The organism is Paenibacillus sp. FSL R5-0908 (assembly GCF_038006245.1).
In the GTDB taxonomy this organism is placed as follows: Bacteria; Bacillota; Bacilli; order Paenibacillales; family Paenibacillaceae; genus Paenibacillus_AQ; species Paenibacillus_AQ odorifer.
Genome location: NZ_JBBOUV010000001.1, coordinates 4,356,378 through 4,373,885, shown reverse-complemented (window position 1 = coordinate 4,373,885; position 17,508 = coordinate 4,356,378). Strand labels below are relative to the sequence as shown.

General features: G+C 43.7%; 17 protein-coding genes. 10 read left to right on the top strand and 7 right to left on the bottom strand.

Features of this window, described 5'->3' with window-relative positions; translation table 11 throughout:
* Positions 1 to 334: 334 nt before the first annotated feature.
* Positions 335 to 853, bottom strand: a complete 519-nt coding sequence (locus MKZ09_RS19995) for a MogA/MoaB family molybdenum cofactor biosynthesis protein (protein ID WP_076133809.1) — start codon at positions 851 to 853, stop codon at positions 335 to 337.
* 165 nt (positions 854 to 1,018) lie between these two features.
* Between MKZ09_RS19995 and MKZ09_RS19990 the strand changes: the two genes are divergently transcribed.
* From MKZ09_RS19990 to MKZ09_RS19970, 5 genes are all read left to right on the top strand, one after another.
* The gene (locus MKZ09_RS19990; protein ID WP_076200777.1) at positions 1,019 to 2,038 is read left to right on the top strand and encodes a CobW family GTP-binding protein; all 1,020 of its coding nucleotides are present in this window, start codon (positions 1,019 to 1,021) and stop codon (positions 2,036 to 2,038) included.
* 91 nt (positions 2,039 to 2,129) lie between these two features.
* On the top strand, positions 2,130 to 2,477 hold the full coding sequence (locus MKZ09_RS19985; protein ID WP_036688030.1) for a four-helix bundle copper-binding protein: 348 nt from the start codon (positions 2,130 to 2,132) through the stop codon (positions 2,475 to 2,477).
* Positions 2,478 to 2,729: 252 nt separating this feature from the next.
* Positions 2,730 to 3,674, top strand: a complete 945-nt coding sequence (locus MKZ09_RS19980) for an ATP-binding cassette domain-containing protein (protein ID WP_076200780.1) — start codon at positions 2,730 to 2,732, stop codon at positions 3,672 to 3,674.
* Between the two features lie 16 nt (positions 3,675 to 3,690).
* The gene (locus tag MKZ09_RS19975) at positions 3,691 to 4,404 is read left to right on the top strand and encodes a hypothetical protein (protein ID WP_076133806.1); all 714 of its coding nucleotides are present in this window, start codon (positions 3,691 to 3,693) and stop codon (positions 4,402 to 4,404) included.
* Between the two features lie 44 nt (positions 4,405 to 4,448).
* Positions 4,449 to 4,913: a hypothetical protein gene (locus MKZ09_RS19970; RefSeq protein WP_038571625.1), complete on the top strand. Its 465-nt coding sequence runs from the start codon at positions 4,449 to 4,451 to the stop codon at positions 4,911 to 4,913.
* On the opposite strand, the gene MKZ09_RS19965 is transcribed toward MKZ09_RS19970, so the two are convergent.
* The 3 genes from MKZ09_RS19965 to MKZ09_RS19955 form a co-directional block, all read right to left on the bottom strand.
* The gene (locus MKZ09_RS19965) at positions 4,908 to 6,143 is read right to left on the bottom strand and encodes a winged helix-turn-helix domain-containing protein (protein ID WP_076200783.1); all 1,236 of its coding nucleotides are present in this window, start codon (positions 6,141 to 6,143) and stop codon (positions 4,908 to 4,910) included. The two genes, MKZ09_RS19970 and MKZ09_RS19965, sit on opposite strands and share 6 nt — an antisense overlap.
* Before the next feature lie 116 nt (positions 6,144 to 6,259).
* Positions 6,260 to 8,347 carry an ABC transporter ATP-binding protein gene (locus tag MKZ09_RS19960; protein WP_076200786.1) on the bottom strand — a complete coding sequence of 696 codons (2,088 nt, stop codon included), beginning with the start codon at positions 8,345 to 8,347 and terminating at the stop codon, positions 6,260 to 6,262.
* A gap of 58 nt (positions 8,348 to 8,405) precedes the next feature.
* Positions 8,406 to 10,154, bottom strand: coding sequence for an ABC transporter ATP-binding protein (locus MKZ09_RS19955; protein WP_076133803.1), 1,749 nt, complete (start codon positions 10,152 to 10,154; stop codon positions 8,406 to 8,408).
* Between the two features lie 493 nt (positions 10,155 to 10,647).
* Between MKZ09_RS19955 and MKZ09_RS19950 the strand changes: the two genes are divergently transcribed.
* Entirely contained in the window at positions 10,648 to 10,965 is a 318-nt protein-coding gene (locus tag MKZ09_RS19950) for a HesB/YadR/YfhF family protein (RefSeq protein ID WP_076133802.1), read from the top strand.
* A gap of 113 nt (positions 10,966 to 11,078) precedes the next feature.
* Here MKZ09_RS19950 and MKZ09_RS19945 read toward each other — a convergent pair whose 3' ends face one another.
* On the bottom strand, positions 11,079 to 11,594 hold the full coding sequence (locus MKZ09_RS19945) for a hypothetical protein (RefSeq protein ID WP_038571616.1): 516 nt from the start codon (positions 11,592 to 11,594) through the stop codon (positions 11,079 to 11,081).
* A gap of 122 nt (positions 11,595 to 11,716) precedes the next feature.
* Here MKZ09_RS19945 and MKZ09_RS19940 point away from each other — a divergent pair, with 122 nt between their 5' ends.
* The 3 genes from MKZ09_RS19940 (at position 11,717) to MKZ09_RS19930 (ending at position 15,100) form a co-directional block, all read left to right on the top strand.
* Complete coding sequence (locus tag MKZ09_RS19940) at positions 11,717 to 13,465, top strand: ABC transporter ATP-binding protein (RefSeq protein WP_076200789.1); 1,749 nt, start codon at positions 11,717 to 11,719, stop codon at positions 13,463 to 13,465.
* Positions 13,466 to 13,653: 188 nt separating this feature from the next.
* Positions 13,654 to 14,172, top strand: a complete 519-nt coding sequence (locus MKZ09_RS19935) for a sigma-70 family RNA polymerase sigma factor (protein ID WP_076133800.1) — start codon at positions 13,654 to 13,656, stop codon at positions 14,170 to 14,172.
* Positions 14,165 to 15,100, top strand: coding sequence for a DUF4179 domain-containing protein (locus tag MKZ09_RS19930; RefSeq protein WP_076200792.1), 936 nt, complete (start codon positions 14,165 to 14,167; stop codon positions 15,098 to 15,100). The genes MKZ09_RS19935 and MKZ09_RS19930 overlap by 8 nt, the downstream gene beginning before the upstream one ends.
* Positions 15,101 to 15,169: 69 nt before the next feature.
* Here the strand turns inward: MKZ09_RS19930 and MKZ09_RS19925 are convergent, their stop codons facing one another.
* Both MKZ09_RS19925 and MKZ09_RS19920 read right to left on the bottom strand, forming a co-directional pair.
* Positions 15,170 to 15,613, bottom strand: a complete 444-nt coding sequence (locus MKZ09_RS19925; RefSeq protein WP_036688009.1) for a DUF441 domain-containing protein — start codon at positions 15,611 to 15,613, stop codon at positions 15,170 to 15,172.
* Between the two features lies 1 nt (position 15,614).
* Positions 15,615 to 16,619 carry a YpdA family putative bacillithiol disulfide reductase gene (locus tag MKZ09_RS19920; RefSeq protein WP_076133798.1) on the bottom strand — a complete coding sequence of 335 codons (1,005 nt, stop codon included), beginning with the start codon at positions 16,617 to 16,619 and terminating at the stop codon, positions 15,615 to 15,617.
* A 179-nt stretch (positions 16,620 to 16,798) separates the two neighbouring features.
* Between MKZ09_RS19920 and MKZ09_RS19915 the strand changes: the two genes are divergently transcribed.
* Entirely contained in the window at positions 16,799 to 17,395 is a 597-nt protein-coding gene (locus tag MKZ09_RS19915) for a DUF2087 domain-containing protein (RefSeq protein WP_036688006.1), read from the top strand.
* Positions 17,396 to 17,508: the final 113 nt, after the last annotated feature.

Here is a 17,508-nt window from a genome sequence, read left to right as displayed (position 1 = left end):
TTAATAGAGTTATGAAGTAGAGTTATCTTCTGCCTCTAGGCATCATGGTGTTATCGCACATGATATCTTTAACAGAATAGGTGTAGCAATGGCGAGGAACTGGGACACAGTGATGGCGTCTAACGATTTCTACCGGGTGAATAACATTCACAACTTGAGGGTGGTAATAATCTTGATAAACCACCTTAGGTGGGTCAGTGACAGTTTGGGCCGGACATTTTGGACATTCTTCTGACATTTCCTTCAGCTCCTTTGTGTGTGAACTTACCGTATTATACGCACAGAACAAAGGTATGCTTGGTTATTTGTCTAGTTTATAAAAAAATGGGTGGGATTATTGTTTGTATATCTCTCGCATTACATGACGAAGCTCCGGGATAATGAGCCGTTCCATAGCCAATTTAACGGCTCCAGTGGAGCCGGGCATAGAAAAAATAGCTGTGTTGCCAATCGTACCTGCAATTGCTCGACTAAGGATTGCCGCCGAACCTATGTCCTCTGTGTAGCTTATCATTCGAAAAATTTCACCGAAGCCCGGCAGCGTTTTATCCAACAAGGATGAAACTGCTTCGTAGGTGGTATCACGGGGAGAAATTCCTGTTCCACCCGTGAGCAGCACGGCTTCAACTCCAGTGTGATCAGCGTTTTTATAAAGTAGTTCACGAATGTCCTGATAGTTGTCTTTGATAATGGTGCGCCCTATAACTTCATATCCGGCAGCCTCAAGCATGGATTGGATTAATGCTCCACCGGTATCGGTTTCGGTAGTTCTGGTGTCTGAGACGGTAATGATATAGCAGGAAACGGATTGTGGTGCTTCCTTCCGATGTTCTTCAACGGATGACAATGAGATCAGCTCCTAAATTAGAGATGTTCTCATGATAGGTTATGGGGGAAGCAAAGACAAGTTTCGTTATCCAGCGCTAATCTTTTGAGGTTATAGGGATGCCGCTTGCGTGCTTTGGCATCATGTAGTAAACTCGCTACCATACCCGTAATTTGCAAGGAGCGATGAATCATGGAACAGGTTGTACCTGTGTATATATTGTCAGGATTTCTGGGAAGCGGCAAAACTACCCTGCTGCAGCGCCTGCTGGAACATTGGAAAGATCAGGGATTACGCCCGGCAGTAGTGATGAATGAGCTGGGTGAAGTGAATCTGGATGGGCTGCTGGTTGAGCAAACCGTTCCTATGGCAGAGCTGCTCGGCGGCTGTATTTGCTGTTCTATCCGAGGAGATCTCAGTACAGAGCTAACAACTCTTATCAAGAAGGAATCACCGGATGTTGTTGTTATTGAGGCCACAGGTGCGGCGAACCCGCTGGAAATTGTAGATGGCGTAACCGAAACTTCACTGTATCAAAAAGTAGAGCTGAAAAGCTTGATCACCGTCGTTGACGCCGCGCATCTGCTCGAATTGTACCGTGCGCAGCAGGGCGCAACCTATCGACTGATGCAGGAGCAAATTCGCTGCGCCTCTGTTTTGATTCTGAATAAAACTGACCGTGTCTCAGCTGATGAGGCGGAAGAGATCACAACCGTTCTGCGAAAATGGAATTCTTATGCACCGATTATGCCAGCGGAGCGTTGTGAGATCGACACAGAGGAGCTCCTGCGTAGCGCAGGTGGAGTTCTTACGGATACACAGCTTGAAGAGAGCGACAGCGAAAGCCATGTGCATGAGGAAGCTCTGCAACCTTCAGGAGGCACCCATGCTTCCCACGATCACGTGATGGCATACACACATTACTTCAAACGACCTGTCAACAGCGAGACCTTTGAACAGTTCGTCAAGGAGCTTCCGCGTGATGTTTATAGGGCTAAAGGCATTGTGACCTTTAATGACACCTCCAGTCGTTTTCTTTTTCAATATGCTTACCGTGAAGCTGATTTTATGAAAATCACACCTCAAGGCGAAGTGCCAGATGTGGCTGTATTTATCGGGGAACATTTCTCATCCAGTGAGTTACGTACGAAGCTGCTGGAGATGGAAGGACGTATTTTAGTTCGGCCTGGTACGATCAAAAGAAGCCTGTAATCCGTTCTGCTTCAGAAGAAGCTGTGGTTCATTCCTAATCTTGTAGGTTAATAGTAAGGCATACCATTAAAAATGCAGGAGGTTGAAGGCTATGACCCGAATTCAATATCAGGAGTGCATTGACGCTTGTCTCGAAAGTATGAATGCCTGTAACTACAGCTATGTCTCAAGCCTAAAAGAATATGATCTTGCATCTCTTCGTGAGAGCATGCGACTCGATCGTGAATGTGCGGATATTTGTTCTTATGCCATTCAAGCAATGACCCGTCAAAGTCCGTTTGTATCTGGAATTCTAAAACTATGTGCAGAAATATGTGAAGCATGCGCGGATGAGAGCAGCAAGCATATACATAATCACTGCCAAGAATGTATTAATGCCTGCCGTAAAGCTGCAGAGGCATGCCGTTTGATTAGCGATGCTGTTGAGGTATATGCGTAGGATCGTATAACTTAACTCTCATATATGAACTAATAGCCAGACTGCTGCTGTAGAAATATAGCAATAGTCTGGTTTTTTATATCCAGGTCTGTTTGACTCATGCGATTGGTAGGAAAAAAGAGGAGGAATACTGGATTGAAAGTAAGTTTTAGAAAGGGCTGCCATGGCAGTTCTTTCTTTTTTTTGATTCCTAGAAGAGGAAATTCGTAGGGAACCGGAGAATTAACAGTAGATATGAAGGGAGAATGTTAAGTGGCGAACTTAGTAGATCGTAACTTTTCCGGCGGTAGTATAGGTGTTGCTACTTCCCTAATAGAATTAGAACAGATCAGTAAACAGTATGGACGCCGACCCGTATTGGAAGATGTATCGTTCACTATTGAGAAGGGGACTGCAACTGCTCTGATCGGACGAAACGGATCCGGTAAAAGTACCTTGTTGTCAATCTTAGCTGGACTAGTCCATATTTCCTCAGGAAGGCTGACTTGTAAGGATCCAAATCTGAGAATTGGTTATGCACCTGAGATGTTTCCAGGATTGAAGCTAACCCCAGAGCAGTACTTGCGAAGTATGGGGCAGATTAGCGGCCTTGCGCCAGTCCTGATCGAGCAGGAGCTAACAACGTTATTTCAACTTTTTAAACTGGAGCACTTTCGCAAGCAGTTGATGCTAAATTTCTCCAAAGGAATGCTGCAAAAAATTAATTTGATTCAAAGCTTGTTGGGAAGTCCCTCGTTGCTGCTTCTTGATGAACCTATGTCGGGCCTTGATCTCCCCTCAATGAATAAGTTAGCTGATCTGCTCATCGGTTTGAGAAATAAGGGTACTGCTATAGTCTTCTCTGTACATGAACCCCAATGGATTGAATTGCTTGCGGATCAGGTTCATGTCATACATGAAGGGAAAATTGTAAAGTCAATTCAGGGGTCAGAGAAGCTGAACTTTAAACCCTCTACATACATACTTTTGTCTAATCTGTCGATTCAGAAATTGCAGCAATTGAAGGAAATGGCAGGTTTCATTGCAATAAATACGTTTAAGGATAGTTGTAACATAGCACGTACAGCGTTGACAGTAACAAGTTCAGAATCAGATACTTTTTTGCGGGTTATCTTGGAGTCGGGTGGTTCAATACAATCGGTAGAACCTCGCGGAGGATCGCATGACTTAGAAAAATGGATGAATCCTAGGAGTTGAACCAAGGGGGGCTAACGTGTATCCGTTTATCGTTTACATGCTGCGAAGTTATACTCGATCTCAGCGTTATTTCGGCCCGTTAGCGGGGATTGTGATTGCAGTCTTGATATTGTATTCTTATAAGCCTAATCCAGTTATGAATAGCTATGCCGCTACAGCAGTAATGCTCTTTATAAGCTGCGCTTGGATGAGTCTTAGTTTTTTGAATCATGAGCACGCTGTTCATCGGCAGATTGCAGTTGTTCACATGCGAAGTGCGGCAAAACATAGTGCAGGTAGTATCTTAACGCTTTGTTTTCTAACGTTGCTGCTAGATCTATTGATTGTCCTATATCCTTGGGTAACGGGTCATTTCGCAGAATCACCCGGGTCATATCGGTTAATTCTAGCGCTCATAGGACATGGATTATTGGGTATGCTTGGTGTGGCTATAGCTCTATTCTTTCAATCTTCATGGGTTCAAAAAGGCAGTCACGCAACAGGTATGTTGTTAGCTATCGTTGTACTATCACTGGGCGGAGCACAAATCAGCGAAAGTTTGCCTGGTATATTTCATTTTTTGATCTGGTTGTTGCCGCCAGTAACTCCTGTAATGGAGGCCATGATGAAAGCTGATACATTGTCATTAGCGGAGTTGTTAGGTTCCTTTGCACATGCATTAGTATATATAACACTGCTTATCGGTTTTTATTTGTACAGATCAAGACAGAGGGATTACAACAAAACATAACTTGTATAGATAAAAGGAACAAGGATATAGAAGTGGGGGAAAAGATGAAGGATACATATGTACCTGAGAGTGAACAATCGAAAGAGTTATTCGCCTATTTTGGACTGGCAGTTTATTATGGACAGGCCCTCGAGCAGCAGCTTACCAACTTGCTATTGCTTACTAAGCTATCACAAGGAAAAACGCCAACAGAAGCAGATCTGACAGACCTTTATCAGCGAAAACTCAGCAATTCACTCGGCCAACTCATCAAAGAAATCCAACATCATTTTCCATTCTCGGAGCAAGAAACCGCTCAGTTGGAGGAAGTGTGGAAACAACGTAATTACATCGTTCATGATTACTTTAAAGAACGTATACAGGAAACCTTTACGCCTGCCGGAAGGGCTAAAATGATTCGGGAGCTGAAACGATTTAAAAATAAGGCAAGTAGACTTGAAGTTAAACTGCAAGGCTACTGCACAGAAATGTTCACGAAGCTTGGGTTAGAGGAGGAAAACTTATTATAATAATCCTTCTAAGCCGCAAGCTGTTACAACCTCTGGTCTAAAATGAACCGAAGAAGCTCTAACACAGCGAGAGAGTGCAGTTAAAGCTTCGCCTAATGCCGGAATCATCTCCGGTGTTAGGCTTTCTCCAGGTTCCCACCACCAATTGTTAATATTCAATGTTTGGCTCTTCTTATCCATCACCGGTTCAAATCTGCCAACAAAACGATCATTATATAATATTGGCAGTACATAGTAACCATATTCTCGTTCTATTGCCGGCTTATAGACCTCCCAGCGGTAATGAAATCCAAATAATTGCCGAACCAGCTCGCGTTCCCACAACAAATTATCCAGCGGAGCCAAAACAGCCGCAAATGAATCACGTGGTTGAAGCCCAGTCTCTTCGGATTCTTGCAGCATCACAGACTCCAAGGTTGGAGCATCTAAACTGCGGATATAAAGCGGAACCTTAATCCCCTCGACCCAAACCTCTCTGAGACTATCCTTCTCCAGCAATCTCTGAATCGCCGCAGCACGCTCTTTGCTCTTCAGTCCAGATATGCCCAGCCATCCGTCTCCAGATTTATTCCATAACAAGCCGATACTTCCTATTCTACGTAACACATACCAATCGTGAAATTGCTCTTCCGTGACATTTGGATCGGCTGAACTCAGCAGCTCTGAGGGTAACAAACGTTCAGCGAAATCATAATATCGCCGGGTATGTACACGATGGTGGACAACAATCTCTCCCCAAAAGTACATGCTTTCCATTGCAGCCCGTGATAATCTTGTCGGAGCCCAAGCCCAATCTACTTTCTCCTTTCCGTCTAAATCCAGAGAGGAGAGAGGACCACGCTTCTGAAGCTCTTCACGAACCTGTGCTACAGCGACCATTACAGGCTCATTAGCCTGATGATGGGAGGCAGCAGCAGTTCTTCTCCGCTTAAAATAAGGCCAATCCTCCGTACAATAAATAGACATGTTCTTGTCCCAGCCATCAACGAGCAGCCTGTCTTTATACAGAAGCTCTTGGACCAGTTCTGGCGTAAATCCCGGAATCCGTGCCTGAAGGACCAGCTCATGATTATGGCCAGCGATATTAAGGGGGTCATATTGGATGCAGCCTACGTGACGAACATAGTCATAAATACTATGTTTTCCAGAAGGGATAGCTCCAGCAGTTAACTTTTGATGAGATAGCAGAAAAAGCCTAGCTTGTTTCTTAGTCAAATTATAAGTAAGCATACTTTGCTCCTCCAAGGTTATGTATTAATTTCCATAATACAGAACATCTGTTCTAATATCAAGCAGGAAAAAACCCTGAATCACAATGAAGTGACTCAGGGCTGGAAATCTGGGAATTACATTTTCTCAAGAGAGGGTTGCAAGTTTCCGAGTGCTGGACGGTTGCTTGCGCCAGCGTTATCGCCAGAGCTGTTAGCAGCAGCACCTACTTGCAGCTGGTACATCCGGAAGTATCTTCCGCCAAGCGCCATCAGTTCATCGTGGCTGCCGCGTTCTACGATCTCTCCGTGATGCAGGACTAGAATCTGATCTGCACTGCGAATCGTGGATAAGCGGTGTGCGATGATGAAAGTGGTGCGTCCTTTTTTGAGAACTTCCAGCGCATCCTGAATGACGCTTTCCGTCTCTGTATCGATATTGGAGGTAGCTTCATCAAGAATGAGAATAGCTGGGTCAAAGGAGAGAGCTCTCGCAAAAGAAATCAATTGCCGCTGACCTGCAGATAAAGTACTTCCTTTTTCGATGACAGGTTCATCAAATCCTTGTGGAAGATGAGCAAGTAACTTATCCGCACCAACCTCACGCAAAGCTCGTTCTACCCGTTCACGGGAAATTCGTTCATCCCCTAGACTGACGTTCGAAGCAATGGTGCCCGTGAAGAGGTACGGATCCTGCAGTACGATGCCCATATGATTCCGTAGCCACTGCTTTGGAATATCCGTAACCTTTTGCCCGTCAATCGTAATATCGCCTTTTTGTGGATCATAGAACCGGAACAACAAATTGATGATTGAGCTTTTGCCGGAACCCGTATGACCTACAAGAGCGACAGTTTCACCCGGGCGTGCTTCAAAGGAGATATCGCGCAGGACGTAGTCTTTTTTATAAGCAAAAGATACATTCTTAAATTCCACATTCCCTTTGTAGCGTGGCATGGAGCCGTCCGTAACGTTCTCTCCAGGTTCATCCATAAGCGTAAACACACGTCCCGCAGATACCATAGAAGTATCCAGGTTCGCCAACTGGTTCACCATACCTGTGATAGGCTGGAACAAACGTCCGAGCACATCGACAAAGGCATACAGTACGCCTAAGGATACAAAGGTTGAACCAGTAATACTGCCATGTCCGAAATACCAAAGCACCATCACAAAAGAGAGACTACGAAGTGAGTTCACCAGATTGTGGGACGTGAAGGCATTCAGATTTAACATTTTATTCTGATATTTCAAGTAATCATCGTTCAGGTTCTCAAATTCTGCACTAAGCTGCTTCTGACGGTGGAATATCCGGACGATTGACATCCCCTGAATCGATTCATTAATAATGGCGTTAATTTCACTTAGACGTGAGCGAATGATCGTATTGTATTTGGTCGCAATTTTGCGATAGAGCACGATCCACAGCACAAGAATAGGTACAATGAACAAGCTGATCAGACCCAGACGGACATCAAGTAAGAACAGAGCGATATATACGCCAGTTATATTGATAATACCGGTGCTGAAATTGGAGAGGACGGCAATGAATAGATCCTTAATCGCCTCGGTATCATTTGTAACCCGCGACACTACCTTACCAGCAGGTAAATTGTCAAAAAAATGAACGGGTAGTCGCTGGATATGCGCGTATACATCTGTCCGCAGCTTCCGGATTACCTGATTCGCCGAAGATTGCAGCCAGTAGGTTTTTCCGAATTCAGCAAAGATGGAGATTACAAGAAAAATAGCATACATTCCCACCAACTGATAGATCCCAGGAAGCTCGGGTTTGTAAAAAGCGAACAGCTCATCTGCCGACAGCTTAACCGCCGGATAGATAACTTCATTATCACCACGGGTGATATGCATCTCTCCATCGATGAACTGTCGTTCACCGTCAGGCTGTGTTACAGCTTCGTTAATAAAATAGAAACTTCTCCCTGCTTGAAGAACACGAATTTCTTGGCCTTTAGTTTCACCAGGCTCAAAGCGATCGCCGCGTTTGTATAAACTATTGTTATATTCAGCCGCCTTATCGGGAGACGTGGTGCTGAAATAGGGCTTCTCGATGGCCAGCATGTGATTGTCGATCATGTTTTTGGCTATAAATGGACCTGCCAGCTCTGCCGCTACCCCGATTGAAAGCAGCAGAAGGGCTGCGATAAAGGTTTTCTTTGCGGTCAATGCATATTCCAGCAGGCGTTTGCCTGTACTTTTTGTCAACCGTGACACCTCCTAAAATGTTTTGCGTAGCCGTAGCTCGTTTATTTATGGTTGTAGTTTAATCATTCGATAAGTTATTTTCGACTTGCTGCCGATCATATTGCTCACGGTACCAGCCATTCAAATCCAATAGTTCCTGATGTGTACCTCGTTCAACAATTTGTCCGTTATCCAGTACAACAATCATGTCGGCATGTTGGACGGCAGAGAGACGGTGAGTAGAGATTAATGTGGTTTTTCCGGCACGTTCATTCCGGATATTGTCGATAATCTGAGCTTCCGTACGAGCGTCAACGGCTGATAGGGCATCATCCAGAATAAGAATATCAGGATTAGCGATAAAAGCTCTGGACAGAGAGACACGTTGCTTTTGTCCACCGGAGAGAGATACACCACGTTCACCCACCAGAGTATCCAGACCATCGGACAATGCGCCCAGGTCGTTTTGGAAAGCGGCAGCTGTAATGGCTTGCATAATCGTATCGTCATCGGCGTTGTCTAGACCAAACTGAATGTTTTGCCGAACGGATTTGGAGAAAAGGATTTGCTCTTGTGGAACATAACCCATCCAGCTATGCAGCTGATCCAGGGAAATCTGTTGAATAGGCACGCCAGATATAAGGATTTCTCCATTACCTGTCGGATATTCGCGGAGCAATTGTTTGAGCAGTGTAGATTTCCCGCTTCCTGTACGCCCGACTACACCTAATGTCTGCCCTTGGTTCAGGGTTAGGTTGACATGGGTTAGATTGTCTATCGTCGAAGAAGGATAACGGAAAGTCACATCGTTAAGCTCGATTCGAGTAGGGTGGGGAACTTGAACGGGATGGGCAGCATTTTGAACATCGGGTTTGGAGTTTAACGTCTCGTCGATACGTTCGAGGGAAGCTCCACCACGCTGCATAATGTTGATCAATTCTCCAATAGCGAACATCGGCCATACAATCATACCGAGATACATATTAAAGGAGACTAGATCACCCAGTGTGATCTGATTGCGGAATACAAGGTAAATCCCATAAGTAAGACCAATAATGTAGCTGAGTCCGACACAGAAGCGGATAGTTGGTTCGAAGAAAGCATCGACACGAGCTACAGCCATATTTTTGTTGTAAACATCCTCAGTAATATCCGAGAAACGTTTTTCATCAAGACGCTCTTGGACATAAGCACGGATTACGCGCACACCAGAGACAGATTCGAGCACTTGGTCATTCATATCTCCGAATGCATCCTGCGCTAAGCTGTATCGATCATGAATAGCTTTACCATAAAAAATCATAGCTATTGCAATTAAGGGTAATGGTAATACTGCTGCAAGGGTCAGCTTCCAACTGACGAGAAAGCCCATCGCAAACAGCACAACCGTGAGGTAGATTGTAGAATCCACCAGTGTAAGCATCCCGAATCCTACGGTAGCTGAGACGGCTCTGATATCATTGGTTGCCCGGGCCATGAGGTCACCAGTTCTATTTTTCTCGAAGAACGAGGGCGTCATAGTCATAAGATGATTCATAAATCGGGAGCGCAGCAGGCGCTCAACAAGGTTGGAACCTCCGAAAAGTTTGTGCATCCATATGTAGGTAATCCAATAAATAACTAGCAGCAAAATAAAGATCATGCCGATATATTTGGCAAGCGAAGCTGTAGTAATCGAACCGCGTACTATGTCGTCAATGGCATTGCCTAGCAGACGTGGAGGGAGTAATTCAAGAACGCCCACACCTATGAGTAATATGAGTCCAATCAGGTAACGCCTTTTTTCTCGGCGAAAAAACCAGCCGAGATCGCGAAGAACAGAGAACAAGTAAATCCCTTCCTTTCAGGTTGTAATGATTGCTTGTGATGCTGATAAAAGCGCAAGTGATTATCTCTTCAGCAAACAAAAAAAGCATATCATCCGAAAACGGACGATATGCCTGTAATTTACAGCTATCATGCGCACGGTGCGTTACAGCACCAAGCATGTGAGAGACCTTCAAGAACTAAAGTTATACGGTCCATAAGACCCGCAAAAACTTCAGGATGGCTTAATCACTTGGGCTGCTTCGGTATTCGGTTGAGTAAAAATTCCAACAATAGTAAAATAATATGGCTGTAACTTCGTAAACACCGCGCTCACCCCTTTCATTAATTTGGTAATAACTAGAAGACGTTTAGTTATGTTCAGAGTTTATCATCCGGTTCGCGAATTTGTCAAACTTAATTTTAAATGGGTCGGGAAATTATTAATTGCATAAAGTTGTTTGAATATCGACTTATTTTCGTTATGATTAGAATATACAAAGGAGCTGAGAGAAATGAACATGGAAATTAGTCAAGCAGCGGCAGCTTGGTTTAAGAGAGAATTGGACCTTAAGAATGGAGACTATATTCGTTTATTTCCCCGTTATAGCTCGGGAGGTGGACTTCACCCCGGTTTCTCGCTGGGCATTGCTACAGAAGCACCTGGGCGTCCAGCTATTCAGGTCAAACAGGATGATATTGTGTTCTACATGGAGGAGCAGGACTTGTGGTATATGGAAGGTTATGACCTATCTATCGTATACTCTGAGTCAGAGGATGACATTGAATATAAGTACGAACCAAAGCGGGTATCCGGCGAAGTGCAGGTATAGTTGTCTTAATGATTGTTAATTTTAATCAGGAAAAGCCCTTGCCAAAAGGCAGGGGCTTTTCAAATGCTGTCTTTAAAAATGAGGGTATTCCAGTTGGAGATACATAGGTGTTATCAGTGCAAATTGCGAGAGGTTTCTTCCTCCAGAGCGAAGTCGAAGTCGTCAATATCGTACACCTGAACCGGAACTCCACCCTCGATGATCCGTTGAATCAATTCAAATTGATCCGTTAGGATAGGGACTTTCTCACGTTGTGAGGACAGTAGAAGCTCTGTTTCGATGGGATCGAACATCTCACCGTAGACAGCGGTATCCATACTGTTAATGATGGTGATTTTGGATTGCCCGCCAAGGAGAATACCTGAGCTTTTCGCCCAAGGCACAGCTAAACAGCGGTTGATCTTCTTCGCGTTGAGCGGTTCTTCAAAATAAGCAATGAGCTCACTAATCTTCAACTTAACATGCTTGTCGTCGTCCGGACGGTTCATCAACGGATCATCGCTGTCTCGCAGTTCGTATAGTTCCATCACGGTAGTATAAGGCACTATATATTCTACAGGGCTGCTCGATACGAGAAGCTGGCCGTAAATCGCCATCATGACGGCTTCCGTCACAAATTGTCTAGACATCGTTATCCTCCTGAAGTTCGGTACTGCAATTGTACTTATGATCTAAAATTATAAAAACACTGTAGAGAGCAAAAGTCAACTGTACTTAGCAACTCACTAAAGAGAAGGGACAGAATATTCCTGTGAAGCAATGGAAATCATATTTTACTTTTGTACGACCTTATATGAAATTGATTGTGTTTACGCTGTTTATCGGCATGATCAAATTCAGCATTCCGCTAACGCTGCCAATGATTCTGAAATACGTGGTCGATGACCTCCTAATGAACCCGAGCATGGGTATTGAGGAACGGGTATCGCATTTGATGCTTATTCTGGGTGGTGCCTTAATTTTATTTGTAATCGTAAGAGGACCCGTGGAGTATTATCGCCAATACTTTGCTCAGCTTATCACAAGTAAAGTGTTGTTCGATATGCGAAATAAGCTTTACAGTCATTTACAGCGGCTGTCACTGCGGTATTATCAGAATACCAAGGTGGGAGAAGCCATCTCCAGATTTATTAACGATGTTGAGCAGACCAAAAATTTGGTCGAAGTCGGCATGATGAATGTATGGCTCGACACGTTTACGCTAGTTTTTGCTTTGGGATTTATGTTTTATTTAAATCCGGTGCTGGCGCTCGTGTCTATCTCGGTATTGCCTTTTTACGCAATTGCTGTTAACAAATTGTATAAGCGGCTTAAGCTTTTAACGAAAGATCGATCCCAGGCTCTGGCTGGCATTCAAGGTTATCTCCATGAACGGATTCAAGGGATATCAATCATCCGCAGCTTTACGATGGAAAAAGTGGATCAAAAGCAGTTTGAAGACATCAACGGCAACTTTCTTAAAAAAGCGATGGCGCAAACCCGCTGGAACGCTATGACCTTCGCAATTATTAATACATTAACGGATATAGCACCTCTTTTGGTCATCGGATATGGTGGTTATCAGGTCATTCATGGCAATTTGACAGTAGGTACCTTTGTAGCTTTCTTTGGCTATCTGGACCGGATGTATTCCCCGCTGCGGAGATTGATTAATTCCTCGACGGTGCTTACACAAGCCTCTGCTTCTCTTGAACGGGTGCTTGAGCTGCTGAATGAGCCTTATGATATTGTAGACAAGCCGGGAGCAAAAGTGCTTAAGGATTCACGTGGTGAGATTGCTTTTCAGAATGTATGGTTTAAATATAACGAAGAGAATGATTGGGTCTTAAAAGATATTAATTTGAGAATTCAGCCCGGACAGACCATTGCGTTCGTCGGAATGAGTGGTGGAGGAAAGTCCTCTCTTATAAGCTTGATCCCGAGATTCTATGACATCAGTAAAGGCAGCCTCCAAATGGATGGTTATGATATACAGGAATTAACACAGGAAAGCTTGCGTAGGTCTGTCGGTATGGTCTTACAAGATAATTTCTTATTCAGCGGATCTGTGCGTGAGAATATTTTATTCGGTAATCCTAACGCCACGGAAGAAGAGGTCATTTCAGCAGCAAAAGCTGCCAATGCGCATGATTTTATTGAGCAGCTGCCACTGGGTTATGAGACAGAAGTGGGAGAACGTGGTGTTAAGCTTTCTGGAGGACAGAAGCAGCGGGTTGCTATCGCAAGGGTATTTCTTAAGGATCCGAAGGTTCTTATATTAGACGAAGCTACATCGGCGCTGGATCTGGAATCAGAGCATTTAATTCAACAAGCGTTGCAGTCCCTTTCTTCGGAACGTACTACACTAATTGTAGCGCATAGACTGTCAACGATTACACATGCAGATCAGATTGTCGTACTTGAGAATGGTGAAATTACTGAACGGGGTACGCATGAACAGCTGATGGCGATAGAGGGTAGTTATGCGCGATTATTTAACGTACAGCATTTAGACGCCTAATATGTTTTGGAAAATAATTAAACACCTTAGTGGTCCTCTCGAAAGAGAAGGCCACTTTTTTTGAATTCCAATCAGGCTTGCGGCACACAGTAACTTATACTATGGCAAAAATTCTACACAGGATTTGAGTCTTTTCGGAGATCATGTGCGTCTAAAGCTTATAAACATCATGAAAGGAAGTGAGGAACGTGAATAAAACCACGCTTGAGGAAAAGGCGATAGCAGGTGATGAAGACAGCTTTACTGCGCTTATTGACGGCATGCAGGAGCGTTTATACCGAATGGCCTACTCCTATGTGCGGAATCAAGAGGATGCGCTGGAGATTGTGCAGGAGACCGTCTTCAAAGCCTATATCTCCATTCATAAATTGAAGCAACCGCAATATTTTAAAACTTGGCTCACCAAGATCGCTGTCAACTGTGCGCTGGACTTTATCCGTAAATCTAAAAAAATCGTGTATATGGATCAAGAGCTAGGAGGCAGCTATGCTCCGAAATCTAGGGAAGAAGTTATGGACTTGCATGAAGCGCTCAGCGGTCTTGATGAAAAATCAAGAATGGTGATTGTGATGAGATATTTGGAGGACTTGCCCATAAAGGAAATTGCAGAGGTTCTCGATATGCCCCTGAGCAGCGTCAAAACCGTTATTTATAGAGGTTTGGAAAAATTAAAAATAAGTATGGAGGAGAGTGAGTACTTTGGATAAGCAACTAGAACGTCTACAGCAAGCCTATAATGAGATTGAAATTCCTAAAGAACTATCATTCGCTTCTCGTAAAGGAATTGAAAGAGGGAAAATCTATAAACAGAAAAACAGTTCTTCAAAACGTACTTTGAAATGGTCAGGATCAGTAGCTGCTGCTGTATTGATTTCTTTTACGGTGGGTGTAAATACGGTCCCTGCCTTTGCGAATAGTATGGATCAAATACCGGTTCTAGGTAAGCTGGTCAGTGTTCTGCAATTTACAGAGGGAAGTGCAGGAGGCGGAACCATTCAGGATGGAGTAGATGTGAACTTTATTTCGGTCAAACAACTGAAGAATAGCGATCAATTGATTTTGAATTTTGCAAATCCGGATGAAACGCAACAGTTAGCAAGCTCATATAACGTAAAGTTTACGGAAAATCCGGCAACAATGACAATTACAGTGAATGGGGCGAGAAAATTCTCAGCAGTTAAAGATCTAGAGACATTAAAACAAAGCCGATATGTTCAGGATGCTTATCCACTAATTACACTAGATGATTCGGCCATTCGGTTCAATGTCACGCTTACAGACTCGGTTGCTTATGAGGTAAAAGAATATAAAGAGCCAGCACAGGTAGTGATTACGTTAAAAGAGAAAGGAAACGAAGCAAAAGGGGGCTCTATATATTCGTTAAGAACGGTCTCACAGCCTTCCGGTGAGGCGCTGGGTATGGCTGAAGAAATGTTATATGGGTTAGAGGATTTGCGGATGTTAAAGGATCAGAAAGGCTTATATCTCGTGGAAGCAGGATATTTTAATACAGAAGAAGAGGCTTTGAAGCAGTTGCAGAAAATTAAGACAGAGTATGGCGTTGAAGATTTATTAGTCGTTGAAAAAAGAGCGGTGCAACAAGTTCCGCAGTCCATTTCTCAGGTGGAGGAATAGTGAAGAAGATGGTTATATAAAAGGCACACACAAAAAGACCGCCGAAAGCGGTCTTTTTGTGCTGTTCTATTACATTTTGCCGATCATAAGTGATAAAATGCCGGCTGCGATCAGCGGACCGACCGGAACGCCCTTAAATAACGCAACCCCGATCACCGTGCCAATCAGCAGACCAGCTACAACTGTGGGTTGGTTGGTCATGAGGGTAGCACCGCGGCCTCCAAGAAAAGCGACGAGAATGCCGATAGCGATAGCAAGCAAGGACTTCCAGTGCAAGAAGGATTGACCGACTGTCTGCAGCGATATTTTGCCGCTGGCTAATGGGGTCATGACCCCGATGGTCAGGATGATAATCCCAATGGTTAAACCGTATTTTTCTAGCCATGGAAAGGTTTGCTGCAGGCCAAGTACTCTTAGCAGTAATAGGACGACCATTGCTATTGTTACAGGGGAATTGCTGCTGATAATTCCAAGCGCTGCAAGTCCAAGCAAAAGCAAAGAGGTCATGTCCATTTTAAAGTTTCAACTCCTTAGGATTAGAACTTTCTTTTGACACAATGTGATCTGCGATAAGTTTACCATGCCCTCTTCCGGTCTCAATAAACACTTCGTTAGCATTGCGGCCAGAGGCGATTACTCCAGCAACATATAACCCTGGAACATTACTTTCCATGGTTGAGGTGTTAAAAGCAGGCTTATCCATGTCGTCGTCCATGATCACACCCGCTGAAGTGAGGAGGGTACGGCTAGGACGGAAACCAGTCAAGGCAAGAACGAAATCATTATCCAATGCTTTCTTGTCCCCCTTATGATCCGTAACAATTACTGAGCTTGCAGTAATTTCAGTGACACGCGAGCCTAAGTGCAGAGTGATTTTCCCTTTTTGCACCATGCCTTCAAAGATTGGCCGAACCCAAGGTTTAATATTCTCTGAGATGCTTTCACCACGATATACCATATCTACCGTAGCTCCTACACGCATAAGCTCCAGCGCTGCATCTACAGCGGAATTACTGCCGCCAATTACAGTTACCTTCATTCCCGTGTAAGGATGGGCTTCACCGAAATAATGAGTAACTTTAGGTAGTTCTTCACCTGGAATGCCAATCATATTCGGCTGATCAAAATAACCTGTTGCTATAACTACATTTGCAGTGATACGTTTCTGATGCTCACCACGCATATTTGACGTATGTACGGCAAAGGTTCCATCTTCAAGCGGCTCAATGGATAAAGCTTCTTCATAAGCGGCGATCTCCAGACCATATTGCTCAGCAGCTCGGCGATAATAGACAAGCGCTTCATGACGGTAAGGCTTGTCGTTGGTCGAAGTGAAAGGAACATCCCCGATTTCTAATAACTGAGCCGTACTGAAAAATTGCATATTTGTTGGATACAAATAAATGGAGTGCACAATAAAGCTTTTTTCAATGATAAGGCTGGACAGGCCTTGGCGTTGGCATTCGATAGCTGCCGAGAGGCCGCAAGGACCTGCACCGATAATAATGACATCTTTCATAAAGCGGGTTACCTCCTGATTGTTACTATCTTTTCTTTAAATCCTACCCTAAATTCATGAATTTTTCCATAAGAGCAGATTGAGTATAATAACCATTGCAAGAACAACGTTGATTATTATATAATTAGATATATATCTAATGTATCAATTTATTGTGAAATTTTAGGAGCGTGAACCCAGTGCAGTTGGAGAAAATCGTGAGTTATCATAAAGCTTTAGCTGATCCAACGCGTCTTCGCTTATTGTTGCTTTTGTCCCAAGGAGAAATGCACGGGCAAGCGCTGGCTGAGAAGTTGAATTTATCGCAGCCTACAGTCACTCATCATGCGGCTAAATTACGTGAAGCGGCTCTAATAAAGGAAAGACGCGACAAAAATACAGTTTACTTTAAACTGAATCCGGAGTTTATCAATAATGGGGCTGAAGCTTCACTGCAATTTATTTTTTCGAAAGGAGCTGAGAATATGGAAGAGCAATTGCCTGAGAATAGTCTTCAGGATACTGTAATCCGTAATTTTTTCTCTAAAGATGGCCGGCTGCGTCAAATTCCAGCACAATACAAGAAGAAATTGATAGCGCTTCAATACATGGTTGAGAAGCTGGAGCCAGGTGTAGTTTATACGGAAAAGGAAATCAATGAGTTTATTAAGCAGTTTCATGAAGATTTCGCCACTATTCGTCGTGAATTCATCATGCATCAGTTTATGTATCGTGAGAAGGACAAGTATGAACTAAATCCTCGAGAAGTATGGACTCGGTGGGAATATGTCAAATAATGATCTTTTAAATATTAACATTCTGTGTCGATTTGAAATGTACTGATTAATTATTCGAATTTCGAATAAAATGGAATTGTAAGCGTTATCTGAGACATATTTAGAAAGGAGAC